The organism is Vibrio sp. MACH09 (assembly GCF_033238805.1).
Taxonomy (GTDB): Bacteria; Pseudomonadota; Gammaproteobacteria; order Enterobacterales; family Vibrionaceae; genus Vibrio.
On record NZ_BSFZ01000002.1, the window covers coordinates 617187 to 635426 of the forward strand.

General features: G+C 42.2%; 12 protein-coding genes and 2 pseudogenes. All 14 read left to right on the forward strand.

The annotated features are described in order from the left end of the window. Positions 1–22 precede the first annotated feature (22 nt). The 14 genes and pseudogenes from CHJ_RS18095 (at position 23) to CHJ_RS18160 (ending at position 18195) form a co-directional block, all read left to right on the forward strand. Complete coding sequence (locus CHJ_RS18095; protein WP_171753446.1) at positions 23–541, forward strand: hypothetical protein; 519 nt, start codon at positions 23–25, stop codon at positions 539–541. A 6-nt stretch (positions 542–547) separates the two neighbouring features. Continuing rightward, on the forward strand, positions 548–991 hold the full coding sequence (locus CHJ_RS18100; protein WP_317918524.1) for a hypothetical protein: 444 nt from the start codon (positions 548–550) through the stop codon (positions 989–991). Beyond that, positions 988–3003, forward strand: a complete 2016-nt coding sequence (locus CHJ_RS18105; protein ID WP_317918525.1) for a hypothetical protein — start codon at positions 988–990, stop codon at positions 3001–3003. Before CHJ_RS18100 ends, CHJ_RS18105 begins: the two co-directional genes overlap by 4 nt. Next, a complete protein-coding gene (locus CHJ_RS18110; RefSeq protein WP_317918526.1) occupies positions 2996–4324 on the forward strand; it encodes a phage tail protein in 1329 nt (442 codons plus the stop codon). Before CHJ_RS18105 ends, CHJ_RS18110 begins: the two co-directional genes overlap by 8 nt. 1 nt (position 4325) lies before the next feature. After that, positions 4326–5363, forward strand: coding sequence for a DUF4376 domain-containing protein (locus tag CHJ_RS18115; protein WP_317918527.1), 1038 nt, complete (start codon positions 4326–4328; stop codon positions 5361–5363). Positions 5364–5419: 56 nt separating this feature from the next. Then, entirely contained in the window at positions 5420–6025 is a 606-nt protein-coding gene (locus CHJ_RS18120; RefSeq protein WP_317918528.1) for a hypothetical protein, read from the forward strand. A gap of 10 nt (positions 6026–6035) precedes the next feature. Next, complete coding sequence (locus CHJ_RS18125; protein WP_317918529.1) at positions 6036–6362, forward strand: hypothetical protein; 327 nt, start codon at positions 6036–6038, stop codon at positions 6360–6362. Between the two features lies 1 nt (position 6363). Continuing rightward, entirely contained in the window at positions 6364–7386 is a 1023-nt protein-coding gene (locus CHJ_RS18130; RefSeq protein ID WP_317918530.1) for a hypothetical protein, read from the forward strand. After that, entirely contained in the window at positions 7387–7830 is a 444-nt protein-coding gene (locus tag CHJ_RS18135) for a hypothetical protein (protein WP_317918531.1), read from the forward strand. It begins immediately after the preceding gene. Between the two features lie 2 nt (positions 7831–7832). Further along, a complete protein-coding gene (locus CHJ_RS18140) occupies positions 7833–8603 on the forward strand; it encodes a hypothetical protein (RefSeq protein WP_317918532.1) in 771 nt (256 codons plus the stop codon). A 42-nt stretch (positions 8604–8645) separates the two neighbouring features. Then, the gene (locus CHJ_RS18145) at positions 8646–8846 is read left to right on the forward strand and encodes a hypothetical protein (protein ID WP_171753455.1); all 201 of its coding nucleotides are present in this window, start codon (positions 8646–8648) and stop codon (positions 8844–8846) included. A 3255-nt stretch (positions 8847–12101) separates the two neighbouring features. Further along, positions 12102–14432, forward strand: a pseudogene (locus tag CHJ_RS18150) (LPD5 domain-containing protein); the annotation flags it as partial. Positions 14433–14648: 216 nt separating this feature from the next. Then, positions 14649–17447, forward strand: a pseudogene (locus CHJ_RS18155) (PLxRFG domain-containing protein); the annotation flags it as partial. 172 nt (positions 17448–17619) lie between these two features. Next, a complete protein-coding gene (locus CHJ_RS18160; RefSeq protein WP_317918533.1) occupies positions 17620–18195 on the forward strand; it encodes a class I SAM-dependent DNA methyltransferase in 576 nt (191 codons plus the stop codon). Positions 18196–18240: the final 45 nt, after the last annotated feature.

The window sequence follows — 18240 nt, forward strand, 5'->3', positions numbered from 1 at the left end:
GCTTTTTTATTGGAGACAAACCATGTCCAAATACAAGTTTATAGATTTAGATAAGTCTCAAGAAGCAACATTAAAAAAGCACCTTAAAGAAGCATGCGGTGTTGAACCTGCAGCTGATGCGACTAGAGAAGCATTAGTAGAAGCGATAATGGTATTTGAAGAGAATAATGAGTTGCTTCGTCCTCAAGAGTTGTTGCCAAAAGAGATGAGAACCGACCTGGTTGAAAGTGCTGAAGCCACTATCAATACAGAAGAGGTTCATGTGCCGATTGCAGCAAGACCTAAAGTCCGAGTGATTATTACGGTAAATGGAGAAGCACATAAGAAAACTCAAGAGTATTTTATGCTTAACGAGTGGAACGCCATTATTAAATTTGGTGAAGAAGTGGATATTCCTAAGCCTGTTTACGACATGATCCGTCAGGCCAAAGAAGTCCATTATGACCAAGAAAAAGATGGCACCATTACACCGAGAAAAGTAAATAGTTACCACATGGATTATATCGGGTTAGTGTCAGAACTTGACGCTAATGATGCGTAATTTATTGTGAACTTTTTAGAGCTTAGTCAGCGCCTGCATCGAGAAATGCGAGATTCAGGCACTGGCATGACATCGGTAGAAAATCAGCGGGGCCGATATTTAGAAATGGTTGAAGCGGTACAAGAAGCTTGGACTGAATTGCAGGGAAGTAAAGCGTGGGATACGACATTTTATGCGAATAAGCCCGATATCACCCCTGTGACTCAGTACTCCCAATACGACCCGCAGATCTTAACGAAAAGTCTAGATGTCCCTTATCTTCCTGAGCAGTATCATTTGGTGATTGTATGGAAAGCCATGATTGGTCCAGCGATTCGGATGAACGCTCCAGAGTTACTTCAAAAAGCGCAGCTAAAGCACGATGAATTAATGATGCAACTTTGTAATCGTTATATTGGTGTTGGCTTTGGCGCTCAGCTGAAGCCTGGCATAGAGAGCATTCCTAAATGAATGGGCTTAAGAGTCAACATATCTCACTAAACGGTACTATCGATCTTGTTACACCACCTATCGCTAAGAAGTCAGGAAACGCCATTGTTGCCGATAATGTTCAGCCTAAATGGGGCGGTGGTTTTGGTCGCATAGAAGGGGTAGAGCCAATTGATGGTGCTTCTCCTGCGAGTGATTACAGTTACTATCGTGTGGTGCTTAAAGGTGATGTATCTATTGACTGGGTTGGTCGCACATTCACTTTAAATGGTAAGTCAGGTGTTATTACCGGTGTTGAATTAGATTCGCGATCGCTTCGTGTTGCGGCAATATCATTTGAACTAATTGGTGAAGCTCTGGCGAGTATTTCTCCTGATATCTCTGTTACTGCTACTCGCATTGCGCCATTTGGGTTTGGCAGCAATGCTGAAGAGCAAGCTAGATATCTGGCTGAAGCACATAAAGTCATTATGGATAAGGTAACCCCACCGCTAGGTAGTGGTGTGTTAAGAGGGGTGGTAGAGCTAGATAACACACCACTTATTGCCTTTCGTGATAATGGTGAGAGGTGTGCGGTCAGTATTGCTCAAGAGGATCATACTTGGCAGGCTGCACCGGCGACTTATAAATTAATGCTTGGTGAGGTAAGTAACCCTGCTCTGTTTTTGGAAGGAGCGACGATTGTCATTGGGGCAACAAGTCGAGTTTTGATTGCCAGTGCTTTTTCTGCAGATGGTCAATCTGGTCATCTGATACTTGATGGTGAAGTGGCAGATGTAATTGGAAGTGATGTAAAAATTGATAACCAGCTGTTAGCCAAGTCTACGAGTGTTAGCACTGAAAATACGTTAACCAGTGGACGAAGTTGGACGTTTATCTATCATAACTTTTACGCCAGCAGTACCACTCGCTATGCCTACGGCACCAATGGAAAAGAAGTCATTGAAGTGCGTCCAAATGGTGTGATTGTACCGATAATGATTAATGATAGCCGAGAAATAACGGATATTGAGGAGCATAAAAACCATCTCTTTTTGTCCTTTGTCGGTGGGCAATATGGTCATTGTGTGGTGGGCGAGCCGCTTAATTGGCAGGTACTTTTGGGGGCTGAGCAATTTGGAACAGGGGATGAGATAACCGCTTTACAATCACTTGTAGGGAATTACCTGCTGGTTGGTTGTAAGCATGCCATCTACCTTTTAAGTGGCACAACGAAAGATGATTGGAAAATGAGTGCGCTTAACACTCGAATTGGTGTTACTGCAGGGACATTAACATCAACGTTTATTCCTATTGCTCATTCTCGCTATGGCTTTATTAATGTTCAGCAAACACAGGCATACGGCGATTTTGTAGCTAGCGAGTTAAGTGCGAACGAGCTGTTAGGGGATGCTGCGTTAAAAGAAGGGCTGACACAGTTCTTTGCTCATTCCCACAATCGAGATAATAACCAGGTGCGTTTTTATCAAAAAGGCGCAAATAAGCATGTGGTTATTCAACTGCTCAAAGATGGTAAAACTCGAGCGACATTTTTCAAATACCATAAAGTCATCAGTGACGTATGGGATACCGTTAATAACACCTATCTTGCGTTTGATGATGGTCGAATTTACAGGCAAACCACAAAGGTACATTCATTCGCAGGGAGTGATATTTTCTGGGCGATTCGCTTTGCATATATTCATTGTGGTAGTCCTAAAGACATTAAGTCATGGGAAGACTTAGAGCTTCATATGTCGTCAGAAGGTTCATTAACTCTTAAATACACTCACTCTCTAGATTACGGCAGTCCAAATCAGGCGCAATCAAATAGTACGGTTGGTGTGGCATTTGGTGGTGGCGGTCGTTGGAATGAGTCAACGTGGAATGATTTCTACTGGTCTAGCCCTGATTACATCACCCCAGCTGCATACCTTGATGGACATAGCAAAAACATTTCTATTCTGTTGTCTGGAAAGAGTAATTTTGAAGCCAATTTTCAATTAGACGGTTACTCGATTTCGTATATCCCAAGGAGGCGTTTCCGTGTCTAAAACAAATGAATTCTATGAACGACAGAATGAGTTTGATCCATTCACTATTGCTCGTGGTGATGCAGTAGAAAATGAGCTTGATGCCATTCAGGTGGGTTTTGATAAATTACCGGAGCCAAGAAAAGATGGAAAGAAGGGTTTTGTTACGGCTTTTACGGTGGTAGAGCCCACAAGCGATGAAGAACCAGCACAAAAACAACAGCTTGATGCAGAGCATGAAAAGAATACTCAGCAAGATGGCAGGCTTGATCAAGTTGAAAATACATTAAGTGGAATCGGGCCATTAGATAAACGTTTTACTACTCTTCGTTATGTGGCAGCGCAAGGACAAGTGAGCATTGTTTTACCTGCTCAATTTAACTCATTGGCTGCTGTTTATAAGAATGGAGACCGACAATTTCAAACTGTTGATTTTAACTATCTAGCAAATAGTAAATCATTGAGCTTTACCTCGTCACTTTCAGTTAATGATGTTGTGCTTGTGGATGTAGGCTTTGTACCGGATACGGTCATGGTTAATCTAATAGCACTGCAGGCATCGTGTAATACTAGCGAGATAGAGGCCAAAAATGCCGCTCAAGCGGCTAAGCAAGATGCTAATCAAGTCAGACATGATAAAGATACGGTAGTAGAAAAAGCACGAGATGTAGAAGCCGCTAGGTCACAGGTCGAAAGTAATCGCCAGCAGGTCGCCTCTGACAAGCAATTGGTCGCGCAAGACAAATTATCAGTAGCTGGTAACAGAACCGCAGCAGAAGAGGCGTTGGCACTGGCTATTCAAGAAGCCATTCGAGCTCAGGCTTATGCGAATAGTATCCCGTTTCCTGCAGGAATCCCTTTGCCGTGGCCAACTGATATTGCTCCGGCAGGTTATGCCATCATGAAGAATCAGGCTTTTGATAAAACAGTTTTTCCTGAACTGGCAAAATTATATCCAAGTGGCATCATTCCAGATATGCGAGGGCTAGCCATTGTCGGTAAGGAAGATGATGAAGAAGTATTACAGTACGAAGCAGATTATGTGAAAAGCCATCTTCATACAGGAAGTGTTGAAAATACGGATTTGGGTAGGAAACATACTAATACCACGGGTAGCCATACCCACCAATTTAGTGTTTATAGCACAAGCAATATAACTAACCGTCCTAGTAGCTATGGCGTTAGTTCTTATCGAGGTAAGTTTTCTACGGATGCTGCAGGAGAACATAGCCATTATGTTGATATTGGCTCTCATGCTCACACGTTAATTATTGATGCGTTTGGCGCAGCAAAAAATACCATAAGAAACCGAAAATATAACTGGATTGTAAGGATGATGTAGCATGAAGCATTCATTTCAACGTAAAGATGTCCTGCTGAATGTTTCTCGTTTTGATGCTGAAGGCTGGTGGACGGGCAACTTTAATGAGCATGTTGTCAAAAGTACCGCGCTTGGAAGTGAGTTCACAGAGACGATTTATGTGCCGTCAAGAGAAGGAATGATAGGTCGATATGACAAAGAAAATGATGTGTGGACTGAGTTTAAGAACAACGCCTTGTTAGAGTTTTGGGATGAATCGGGTAAAGGATATGTTGTTGGGAAACCAAATGGAGAGCGACCAGAGCATGCGGTTATCGATCCTCCACCTGAATATGACAAATCGAAACAAACGGTTGTATATAGAGATGGCAAGTGGACAGTGTTTCCTATTCTATTAGGAAGACCTTATTGGGATAGTGATGCTAACCCATTTGTGGTCTCCGAATTGAATTTTGATTTACCGAGTAAATGCACTTGGAGGAAACCACCCAAGCCTCACTCTGTTCACCATGTTGTTCGTCTTGATTCTGGAGATTGGATTCAGGTGGAAAACTACATCGGTAAACAGGTTTATAACAAGCAAGATAAGTCGGCAAAAACAGTGATGGAGTTGGGGCCAGTACCGGAAGGTTATACGTTAGATGAACCAACAGAAGTCCAACGGTGGTTTAACGGCAAGTGGGTGACTCAGTTAGATTTAGTCGTTAAAAAAGCACACTCATTAATATCGCTATGGCGTGATGCAGAAGAGTTATCTCCTATAAGTACTGTAGAGGTCAATGGGATTTTATGGAACTCGAATCCAAATTCAAGAAAGAGAATTGAGTCTGACTTGCTATCAAATTATGCTCCTCCTTATTGGACAGATGCAAACAACGTTGATCAGACTCCATTTACTTTAGACATGCTAAAAGCGATTCATCAAGCGATATTAAAGCAAGGCTTCAAGATTCATGATCGTCAAAGAGTGATGAAGAAAGAGGTGGAAGAAATAGCTTCTACTGCTTTAGATGATGCTGACGCTATTCAACAAATAGAAGCCTATCAGATAGGTTGGTAGTACCACTCCTATAAACCAGCTTTTGCTGGTTTTTCTTTTATAAATAAAGGGTAATTATGAGCATCATATCCAGCATGCAATCTGGAGTGAAAGGTGTTGCTACGTCACCTCAAACTCAGAATTCACAAGTAAATAATGCCATTCCCACTCCAAACACTCCGTCACAAAGCCCCTCTAAAACACTGAATGTTGCCGATGAGGTTGCAGCAATCACAGGAAAGAACTCATTGGCAATGCGCAGTGCACAGGCGAACGGTCTACGTACTGCAGCAAGTAGAGGCCTACAAAACTCGACGATTGGCTCTGAAGCTGCCCAGCGAGCAATGGTAGATGCGGCATTACCAATGGCACAGCAAAATGTACAACAGAGGCAACAAACGACCTTACAAGATGATCAACAACGTCATCAGCAGAAAATGCAAGAAGACAGTGTTCGAGCTAATACGGTCGGGGAATATCTCAAGTTGGTGGGTAACATGAGTACAGGGTTTATGGATGCCTACAAAGATATACAGGCATCTGAGATTCCAGCAGACCAAAAGAAAAATGCCATAACGGATTTGGTCAAAAAACGCGATGAACAATTAAGCAGTATTAAAGATATGTTCAGCAATCTAAACACCACCAAGCAAGATTGGACAAGCTTTCCCGATTTGATCTAATGAGGCAACTATGAGTTTTACAAGCATGTTTAACGGAACAATGGATTGGTTTAAGAGTAACCCTGAAACCAGCAAGTTATTTGGTGGGGTTGCTGTTGGTGTCGGCAGTTATATGGCTCAATCTGCATTGCAGGATAGAAAGTACTCGCAAGATGTGGACCTAGAAAAATTGAGACAGAAAAACCGCTTAGAATTTTCGGATCATCAGCAAGATGTCAAAGATAAACGTACCGGATGGGCCACTGACATTGATACTCGCTTTGATGCCAATATCGGTGGTGAAAAAGGCGCATTAACTGGTGGTGGGTTGCTCGCTAGATTAAAAACAAGGGGGTAGCATGAGCTATGGACCGATAGGTGGCGCAAGTTCTTACGGTATGTCACGTGAGAGTTTTGACAATTCAATTGGTAAAAAGCGACACGAAAGTCGTAGTGAGAGTGATCGCAATCGCAGAGAAAGTAATTACGTATCAAGACAAGAAACAAGAAGGCGTCGAGAGGCTGAGAAGCGAGCGCGAGAAGCAAAGGAAAAAGCCGAACGTAAAGAGCGAGCAAAAGCCAGAAAACTTGCTCAAGAAGAGGACGATGCAAAAAAGGCGTTGGATAAACAGTCCGCTGAGAATGAGACAACTCTCGCCAGCGGCGGCGTGTTGGACAAAATGAAACATCGCGACTTTAGCAACTATGGGTCTATTCATTTTAGGCCACCTACTAAAGAAGAAGCCAAACTTGGCTATACCCCTAATGATGCATTCTCCGCAAGACCAAGTTACCAAAAAGGCGAACAGGATATCGCTAATTATGCAAAAGAAGCCATTGATGAGAAACACACTGATATTGCAGCCGATGCAGTAGGAAGCATGATCAGTGCCGCATCGGGTGTGCCCTTTGGAGGCGCTGTAGCGAAGAAGGGTGTCGAAGTCGTTAGAGAATGGACTTCTGATGATACTGACTGGGAAAAACAGCTTAAAAGTAATATGAAGAGCCAAATGGAAGGCGATGGTTTGATTTCAACTGGTAAAACAGTTGCTGGAGCAGGCGCAGCCTACTCTGCCGCGAGAGGAAGCGCTGGTGCGGCATCTATTTCAAATGCGCTTAATACGCCTACGGTTGGGATTGGCCTTGGTATGGTAGACGATGTAGTTGGTTTGGAAAGCTATAAGAACCAGAACCGTGATTATTTGGCGAGTAAAGGGATTGATATCACGTCTGTACCGAGAGAGCCATCTTCTGGCGATAGTGGCAGACGTTCGTCGGGTATTTTGCCTGCTATGAAAATGCCTAATCTTTATCCTTCTCAAATACCCTCAAAGCCACAATTTGCGTGGATATCAGATATTGATACCAGTTGGAGTTTATAAATGATCAACCAAATGAAACAACAAGGCCAGCAACAAATGCAGCAGCAATTTGACGGATTGGCTCAGCGAAGTATGCAGCAATCTGGGACATCACCTGATCCAGAAAATCCAGCACATACCATTGGAACGATGGTGGCGGGGTCGATATTTGCCACGCTGTCTTCTGCTAAAGAGAATGGTAAGTCTGTTCCTCCTCAAGTTGTGTTGCAAAGCGCAATGAACCTTACTCAACAATTGCTTGAACAGTACGGGTTAAATGAACAACAGTTGGATCAAGCGATGAGCTCCGTTTTTCTAGTGGCTATGCAGCTCATTTTGGATATGGGCCAAGGTGTATTGTCAGAAGATGAAATTAAAGCCTTCCAGATGTTTTTGCAAAAGCTAACTCAGGATATGAAAGGGCAATCTCAACCAATGGCTGAACCTCAAGCGCAGGAAATGTAGTTATGTCTTTAAGTGGTATTTTAGGTGCTTTAGTCGCAGGTGGTGGCAAAGCCATTAATGAAAATGCAGATGGTGTCATTGATGAACGCAAACGCCAGGCTGATATCGATGAAGCCAACGCGACCTGGCAAACAAGAAGAGAGGAAGTAAAAGCAGATCAAGATGAGCTGTATACAAAGCAGCGAGCTGATCAGGTTAGTGATAGAGAAGATGAGCAAGCATTTCGGTTAGCACTAGCCAAAGAAAATGGTAAGAAAACATCAGGTACTCAAATGGCAAAACTAGTGAGTGATTTTGATGCGAATGCTACTGACATAGTTAAGCAAATAGATAAAATCAATTCAGATACTATGGCTACACGTGAAGATAAATTGTTAATGCTTAAACCTTTATATGCTCGGTTAGATGATTATATGTCTAATAATTCTGAGGTGCTTAAATTGAGTACGCTTGGGGGTGTGTTAACAAATATCCGTAAGCAAGGTTTCGATCTATTTGCAGACAAAATTAATATAGAAACAACTCCTTCAGAAAAGGTACGCGAGGATACCGAAACGGCTTTTATTTCTCCTAGACGTCGGAATAATACGCCAATGGGTACCAGTACAATGGATGGAAGAGATGATGGACAGGTTACGTCGCTAATGACTCATGAGTACAAGGCTCGAACGCCAGGTATATTGAATCGAATGGCAGAGTCGTTTCGTTCTCCCGTTGGACAAAGCCAAAAAACGGCAGATTATAGCGGCTTAACAGTAAGACCATTTAACTAGCTTTGCTATACTAATGCTATTGCCCATGGTGTTATAAGTTCTATGTCTTTGCTTTATAAATGGTATCAACAGCCTCTGTATTGGATCAGCCTTATTTTTATCTCTTTTATGCTTTCTAAAGGAGTATTGATTGCATTTGCACCAGAGTATAGAGCATTAGTGGAGTATACCGGTGGTGGTTGGCCAGCTGTTGTCGAAATGTATGAATCATTAAAACTGGCCATAGTGTTATGGGGCAATTGACTAATCTTGTGACTGGGATTAATTAGCCCAAAGATGCCAAGCTGACTTTTATGAGTCGGCTTTTTTTATACCTAAATTTTATGCCCTGCCTTAGTGCGGGGCTTTTTTTTGCATGTAAGGAAAACTCATATGTATCGCAGTCCATTACACGATGTAGAAGTCGGAGTGACTACTGAAGGAAATGATCAAGGGGTGTTGGGTGATTTTATTGATAGTGTTCAACGTGGATGGTATCAGGGGATAGCGGGTGATGCTGAAACCATCAATCAGTTAACCGGATCGGGTGAAGGTGTCAGAAATTTTTTGATGGATAGAGCCAATAGCCAAATCAATGAAATGTCAGAAGAGGGCCAGAACTCACTGACTCAGGGAATTTTTAGTCAAGATGAAAATGGCAGTTTAACTCTGGGGGAAGGGGCTGGGAATATTCGTACTTGGGTAAACTACATGGGGCAGGGTGTAGGAACGGTTGCTTCTTTTCTAACGACAGGGCTTGGTGTCGGTAGTATCGCCAAAGTAGGTGTCAAAACGGGTGTTAAAATGCTTGGTAAGCAGGTGTCAAAAGAAGCCTTAGAAGCCAGTGCAAAAAGAAAGGCGGCAGAGCTTGGGTTTAAAGGTCGAGCAAAGAATGCGGTTGCCAATGCGGGTATTAGTGTTGCGATGGGCAACGGCATGGTGGCTAACGGAGAGCGTGAGAAATACCAAAACCTTGATTGGAACACATTGAAAGACTCTCCGGCCTTTAGTGAGCTCTATTGGAACATGCGTGATGACCCAGAAAATGAGCATATAACAGACGTCGAATTGGGTGAAAAGGCTCGGTTCATGTTGGCTGAAAAAGCGGCAGAAAATGCATTCTTTAGTCCAAAATTAACAACAGCGAATGCGCTAAGCGGAATAACTGGTGCATTAGGCGGCCGAGGTTTTGGTATTACTGGCAATGTATTGGAACCTGGTAAAACACTAAAGTCTGGATTATTAAAAGGCTTCTTAACCGAAGGTGCTCAAGAAGCCGGTCAAGGTGGCATGGAGCAGTTTGTTTCCAATGAAAATTATAAAAATCTTATCAATCAAAATCATGACCTTTGGGATGGAGTAACAGCAAGTGCTGCAAATGAAGCCATTATTGGTGGTGTATTAGGAGCCGCCAGTGGTGGTGTAGAAGGGTATCGACACAAACCTATTGAAGCGTTACCTCAATCAACCGCAGAGCAACTTCAGCCGCAGGAGCAAACACAGCCGATTCCTTCAGCTGAAGAAAGAGCTGTTGAACAGCCAATCACTGGAAATAGCCCTGTAGATACAGAGCTTAATCACCTCGATGATACCAAGGCCAGCTTTGCACAAGCATTGGCAGAGCAAGATGCTGTTGCTTTCAATAATCATCAAGAGAAAATCACAACAGACCTTTTGGCTGAAGCTGCAAAAAGACAAAGTGAACAGGTATTGGTAGAGCCTACCCAGTCTGTTGAACAGACGGGTAATGCGATTAGTACTGCAGAGCCAATGAGTGAACGAATAACGTTAACTCGTAGTGCATTAGTCAATAAGGGTGTGCTGCCAGAGAGAAATCAAGACCAGGAGATTATTGAGTACGCCAGGGCGTTCAATCCGCAACGCGCAAAAGAAATTGAGACCATACTGATGGATACAACGGTTTCAGAAGAAGATGCAATGCAGTTGGAGAGCGAGTATACCGCTTTAGCGGAGCAGGCTAGGTCATTGTCCATAGACCCATTTCAAACCGCCATTAAAGATACTCAGCTGCGAAATAAAGAAAACATGGCTGCTCGGGATAACCCAGCGCGAAAACAGGCTCGTTCAGTAGAGCGCTATGACTTAAGTCATGCCAACGGTGCAGCTAAGAAACGAAAGCAAATACGAGAACAAGTTATTGCGCGACTGCTTCCTGAAGATCAGGGTAATAAAGTATTAATAGATCGCTTGGTAGAAAATGAATACCGTCGGTTAATGGACGATGGAGCTTTGCCAAAGAACGATGAATATCAAGCGGAGCCTTATGATGATAAAGGCAGAGAGTTTAATAAAGCAGACTCTGACCAAGCTTTATCGGTGAAAGAACAAGAAGCTAAAAACGCAGCACTACTGGCTAAAGCGCAAGCCGAGCGTAATGCCCGGGAGCCAGAGCCGCAAGCAAATCCAAATTGGAAAGATGAAGTTGAGGGAAAGCCGGTAACGAAAAGTTTTGCCTATGATAAAGCTCATCAACAATCTGAAATGCGTAATGAAAAAGTGCAAGGGATCCAGAATCGAATAGATACTCCTGTATCTAGTTACTCCAACCGACCTAATTCAATGAAGTTACGTGAAGAAGGTATAAAACCAATCAAAGACTTTTCAGGAATTACTGCAAAAACGAAAGGAATGTCTAAACGTTTAAGACGCAAAATACAAAGAGCAAAAGGTTTTAATACTGATGCTGTGCTTAGTGAGTTTCAAAACAGTGAGAAACGTCTTCAGGCTTATGAGAAGCAAGTAAAGCAGCAAGCTCGAAGAGAAGCACATAACCCAGATAACATTCAAAGGCGGCAGTCAGCTGAGAAATTATTTGAAGACTATATGCAATCTGCCGAATCGAAACAATTTATTGAGAATGAAATTACGCAGACCATTAAGGCCGTAAATGAGCAGCTTGAAGCGTCTGCCGGTACCGTTCTTGAGATAGATGAAAAAACAGTCTCTTTGCCAGAAGTGAAAAAAAGCTTTGAGCATAGTATCCGTAACCTAGCAAACAAGTTTTCAACAAAAACCGCTTCACTTAATGAGCAGATACAACAGAAAAAATTAAGCAGTGAGCAGACGAAGAAGCAAGCTGAGAATGAAAATGATCAATCATTTCCAGATAAGAAAGCTCCTGGAACAAAGATAGAAGACTTTGGTGAGGAGTTAGCCGGTGCGCGTAAACACAACTGGGGGAAATTTGGCGATGTTATTCATGAGCAGATTGAGGCTCATGAACTAAAAGGAAAGTCATTATCAGAGTTGGTGCCTAAACCTAATTATGAAAAACTGCATGAGCTAGGTGTATCAAAATCTAACCTAGTGTTGATGAGTCTTATTAGAGGAAGTATCCCAGCAAAGGGTCGATATGGCATACGGTTACAAAAATGGGTACAGGCGGTTCAACATGCCAGAGTCGTGTTTAAAACTGTACTGGATAACCCAGAGAGCGATATAGATCTATCGACTATGGCCACACCTACAGGAAAGATGCTGGTTGATCTTGCTGAAGATATGACATTTAAGGAAATAGATGCTCTGCCTCACTTCTCATTGGGTAAAAGTCCCTTCAATAACAACTATATATTTAGTTTCAAGAAACAGTATCGAAACAAGCTAGAAGTAAGCTCTGAAAAAGAGTTTAAAGAAAAGGCTTTGGCGTTCATTCGAGAGAATGTACCGGCAGAAAAAGAAGCCAAATCAAAATCTAAAACCAATCTGGGTATCTACACCAATCGATACGATCGCAGTAAAGTGATCATAGGTACCAAAGTCGGAAGTCGAGTTGTCGATATTCAAACGGGTTTTAGTCGTTACTCAGAAGCTGCAGATTTTTTAAAAGAAAACCTATCGATGCTTGAAGGTAAAGTTGTTGCGGTACGTAAAGAGCTGAGTCGAGAACTGAGAACAGATAAAAACCGAATTCGCCAGGGAGAAAATGGACGAACCGTTGATGTTACACCAGAAATGTTTGCCAACAAGTTTCAGTTTAGAGGCGTCCAATTTGGTAACTGGGTGGAAGGTAAGCGCAGACAAAAAGATCTGAATGATGCGTATGATTCGCTGGTGGATTTAGCCAAATTGATAGGGGTTCCCACTCAGGCACTGTCGCTAAATGGTGAACTAGGGCTTGCATTTGGGGCGAGAGGAATAGGTGGCAGAAACCCTGCTGCAGCGCACTATGAACCTAAGCAGGTTGTTATTAACCTAACCAAGAAAAGTGGCATGGGATCACTAGCTCATGAATGGTTTCATGCATTGGATAACTATTTTGGTAAGCAAAATGGTCATTATAGTGATTGGATAACGGAGAATCCCAGAGTTGAACAGGTACAAATCCGTGAAGAGTTAGCGCAAGCTTTTCTCGATTTGAGAAAAGCAGTTGATGCAACCAAAGTGGATGAGCGATCTTCTGAGCGGGACAAATTTCGCAGTCAGCCATACTGGGATACGACTATTGAAAAGCTGGCGCGTTCATTTGAGGCGTGGGTAATAGAGCAAAATAGTATCAATGGCATTACCAATGACTATCTGGCAAATGTTATTCCTGAAGATAAAGCCGATCTTGAAACCTATCCTTACCCAACTAAAGAAGAGTTGGATAATGGACTCTCGTATGCGTTTTCTAACTTGTTTGAAAAGATGTACAGCAGCATCGATGAAGAAACGGGTCGACATGTTCTTTATTCTTTAGAGTCGCTATCAGAGAAAACGCCTGGTAAGGGTATGGGGAAAAAACAAGCTGAGCTCTTTGTTAATGGCTGGAAGAAACGTCATAACCTTAATGAAGTACCAATCAATGTATTTGCGACACAAAGAGATGCAGAGGTATTTCTTGGCTTCAAACATGATGACCAAATAAATGCGTTCTATGGAGATGCAGAGGTGTATTTGGTGGCAGAAAACCTCAAAGATACTCAAGATCTAAAACGTAAATTAAGACATGAAGTACTAACACATTACAAGTTAGATCAACTGATGTCGGATGAAGAGTCTTATGAGCTGCTTAATCTAGTTCACCAGACGAAAAACAGTAAGCATCTTCAAGGGATCTGGGAGCATGTTGAAAAGGTATACGGTGATGAATCTGACTATATAAAGGCAGAAGAAGCAATAGCTTATGCTAATGAACACATCTCTGATTCAAGAGTAAAAGCGTGGTTAGATAGAGCGATTGCCATCATCGCTAAAGTGTTGCGGCGTATTGGGCTAATGAGTCAGCAAGATATAACCCAAGCCGAACTAAACAATATTGCCCGAACCATTGCCAATAAGAGTGCCGGTGAGCCTGTCTATATCCCGATAAATGTGGAGGTAAGTTATTCAGGCGGCTCTGACGGCGAACAGTTTATACAGGGCTTGCTTCCTGCCTACTCTCGTGAAGTGAATAACCAGTACTTTGGGCGAGGAGATTTCAAGGCTGATTTGTACCGGTATATCAACAATAAGATGAGTCGGCCTAAACCTTTGAAGGTGATGGATACGCCCGATGTTCTAAAGGCGATAGGTGTAGATAGCAGCGATATTGTCATTTCCAAAGATAAGATTTTAAAGGTGACTAATGGTGTAAAGCATGATGTCCCTTTAAGTGTTATTGAGCAGCTTCCAGAGTTAATCAATGATCCTGTTGCTGTATTTGACCCAGACCCAGCAACAAACAAAGCTCAGTATGATAATGGTGATAAGAATATCTTGGTGGAAGCTATTGAAGGAAACGATCGAGTCATGGTTGCTCTTCAAGTTAACACTAAAGAAGAACGTGCATTATCTGTTCATTCAATAAAAAGCGTGTATGGAAAATCAGACAGAAAATACCAAAGGTGGATAGATAAGGGACTAGCTAGATATTTGAAAAGTAAAAACCCCGATTGGTTACGGCTGCGAGGGCTCCAATTGCCCAAGGGCGGTAATCAAGGCTTGTGGACCAAAGGTAATACGCCTAAGGGAGACAAACCCAATCGAGGTTCTATTGAAAATATACTGACTCAGGAAGATATTGTCAAAGACGATACGCCAGGGACTACGGACTCAGAAGTTAAATATTCAAAAGATAAATTGCCTTCTGCTGACAAGTTGTTAGCAGCAAAGCAGGGCAGTTTGATGAAGAAAATTAAAGAGGCATTAATGAGTGTGCCGGTTATTGGTCAGCCAATTGATGCAGTCGCTCGAAACAAATACGCCTTATTAACGCTTCGACAGATAGGCGAAGTCGCAGGCTATATTCATAAACCACTCGGCACAATGATTGATGAATATCAAAAAGAAATTAATTCCATGATAGTGACGCAAAATACGCTGGCCGAAGAAGCGGCTACGGTATCTGAAGAGCTTTCCAATTGGGCAAAGGAAAATAGAGAGCAAGCCGATAAATTGTTTGAGTTTGCCCACGATGCGACATTAGCGGATGTTGATCCAAGTGAAGCGTTTCAATCTAGAGAATTGGAGCTCAAAGAGAGTATCGCTCAAAAACAAAATATGATTAAAGAATATGGTGGTGCGAATACAGAACGAGGAATCACTTTATTTAAAGAGCTAAAAGAAGAGCGGGACTTATTGAAACAAGAGCCAAGCAGACGTAAAGCTCATACTATGATGAAGCCGAAATGGGCTCGGCTATCTAAAGAGCAAAAGCAACGATTTATTCAAATGCGTGACCACTATCGTGATCAATCAGCGAGGATGAACAAAGCACTGGAAGAGAATATTACTCGAGCGGTTCAAGACAATAAGACTCGCAAAGAGATGATCACAAAACTAAGACAGCGACAAGAACGTGCTGCTAAAGGACTTTACTTTCCATTGGCTAGAATGGGGGATTATTGGCTAGATTTTGCAGATGAGAATGGTGAACGTCAGTACATGATGTTTGAGACAAAATCTGCAATGGAGTCTGCTAAAGAACGCTTGGTTGGGGGTGGTTATCACGTGGAATCAGGAATGAAGGCACAATTGGCTGGTGGCGAGAAAGTAACGTTGCCCTTTGTTGCCGATGTAATAAGTGAAATTCGTAAAACTAAAATGAATAAGGAGACTGCAGATACTCTTTCCGACCAGATCTACCAGATGTATTTAAACACCCTGCCTGCACGTTCTCTAAGAAAGAACTTTATCCACCGTAAAGGGGTAGCAGGTTTTAGCCAGGATGCTATCAGGGTTTTAGCTGACAATGGTTTTAAACAGTCTCGCCAGCAAGCAAGACTGGATCATATGGATATTTTGGATAATCACCTTGAAGGGATAAAAAAGTACGCTGAGCAGCTGCCTAATCATGTCGAGGTGGACCGAATGACAGAAGAGTTAGGTAAACGTCATGAGTGGGTAAATAACCCTCAGCGGTCATCGTGGGCTCAAAAACTCACAGGGTTAGGTTTCACCTGGATGTTGGGTCTTACACCTGCAGCTGCGCTTGTGAACTTAACACAGAACCTTCAAGTTGCGCTGCCTGTACTTGGTTCTAAGCATGGAATGGCTAATGCTAGTGGTGAGATGTTCAAAGCTAGTCAAGAGTTCTTGAAGGCTGCATCTAAAGGTAAAAAGGATAGAAGCGCAGGGATATTAGGGCGAATTTTAAAGGGGAGTGAACTTGAGGCCATGAAAATGGCGATTAAACAAGGTGTGATTGATACTACTCAAACAGCTGACCTTGTGGGTTTGGCTGAGAACCCTAATGCAAAATATTCAGGCAACTGGAACAAAGCAATGAATGTTATCGGTTGGTCATTTCATCACGCGGAAGTATTTAACCGTGAAGTCACTTTCTTAACCTCATACCGGCTAAACATGAAAAAACTGGGTGATCATAATCAGGCTGTTGACCAGGCAGTTAAGGATACCTGGGACAGTCACTTTGATTACACTTCAATAAACCGAGCTCGATTTATGCAAAGTGATATGGCTGCAGTGGCTTTACAGTTTAAGCAGTACAGCCAGAATATGACTTACTACTTGTGGTCGAATTTGACTAAGTCTCTGAAAGGAGAGTCTACAGAGGTTAAATCTCAAGCACGAAAACAGTTATTAGGTACGTTTGCTGCTACTTTCTTTATTGGTGGTGCCGGTGCACTGCCTCTATGGGCTATATCATCCAGTATTGATGCGGCTCAAGCAGCTTTTGGTGATGATGATGATCCATTTGATGCTGAAACAGAAATGAAAAGCATGTTGTCAGGAATGGTAGGTAAAGAGATGGCAGCTCTAATTTGGTATGGTTCACTACCAAGTATATCAACCCGAATTTCACTAAATGACTTATGGGTGAGAAGTATTAATCGTGAAATGGATGCTGATAAAAAATACTTAGAGTATATGAAGCAGGCGTTGGGTCCTGTTCTTGGTGGTGTAGGGGTATCTTGGGCGCAAGGGTTAGCCGACATCTCTAACGATAATGTCATGCGAGGTAGTGAGAAGCTAATGCCCAAAGCGGTTAAGGACATGCTTAAAACATCTCGGTATATTTATGAGGGAGGCATTGTTAGTCGGTCTGGCTCTGTGATTGTTGATGATATGAGTGTCGCTGAGTTAACAGGGCAAGCTATCGGCTTTACGCCAGGCAGAGCGAATATTCAGTATGATGAAAATAATGCCGTAATGAATTATCAGACAGATATAACTGACCGTAGAAAAAAACTAATGAATGCGTATTACAGTGCGTATCGTTTAAAAGATGAACGAGCCAAAGTGAACTTGATGCGTAAGATAGCTAAATTCAATCAATCTGAATATGGTCGCAAAAACCCAATCACATCTAAGTCTCTTAAACTTTCCATTAAAACTAGGCAAAGAAACCTTAAAGCATCCAGCAGTGGTATTCGTGTAAACCCTAAATATCAGCAGCTGGTGGAGAGGTATGATTTTTTCTAAGCGGATACCGTTTGATAAGTAATGAATCTCAATAGAAAATAGTATAATGTATTGAAATAAGTGGTTTTACAAAATTATAAAGACCAACCTCACTTCTTGTTTTGTGTCCAAATTGCGTCCAAATAAGTTGTGATTATATTTTTTAGTTTAAAATATCAATGGATTAGGGGTTATGATTCATAATTGGGATAAATACGCAGCTAAGTGGGAAAGTAATCCTGCAAGCAGTGAATTTGCAGAGAAAGCATTTGCTGAGCTAAGTAAGTTGGTGAACCTATCAGGAAAAAGAGTCATTGATTTTGGCTGTGGAACTGGACTGCTTTGCCAAAAGATATCACCATTCGCAAAGGAAATTGTTGCGCTAGATAGTTCGGAATCTATGATTGAAGAACTGGACAAAAAGTTATTGGATAACGTAGAACCCGTGGTTGATCAACTGACTCGTGGCTTGATCGCACAGCACCCGGCATTTAGAGGGCAGTTTGATTGTGTTACAGCCTCTTCTGTTTGTGGCTTTTTAGATGATTATCAAGAAGCGGCGACGTTAGTCTATTCATTGCTGGATAAAGGTGGAGTATTTATCCATTGGGATTGGCTAGCGGGTAGCCACGATGATGGATTGACAACTGAAACCGTGAAGAAAACTTTGCGTAAAGCAGGTTTTTTATCCGTTCAGGTTTCACAACCGTTTGAAATAGAAACAGAGCAAGGAGTATTGCCTGTTGTAATGGGCTTCGGTCAAAAATAATCTGTCGACATATTGCAGAATAAAGCCTCGATTTATCGAGGCTTT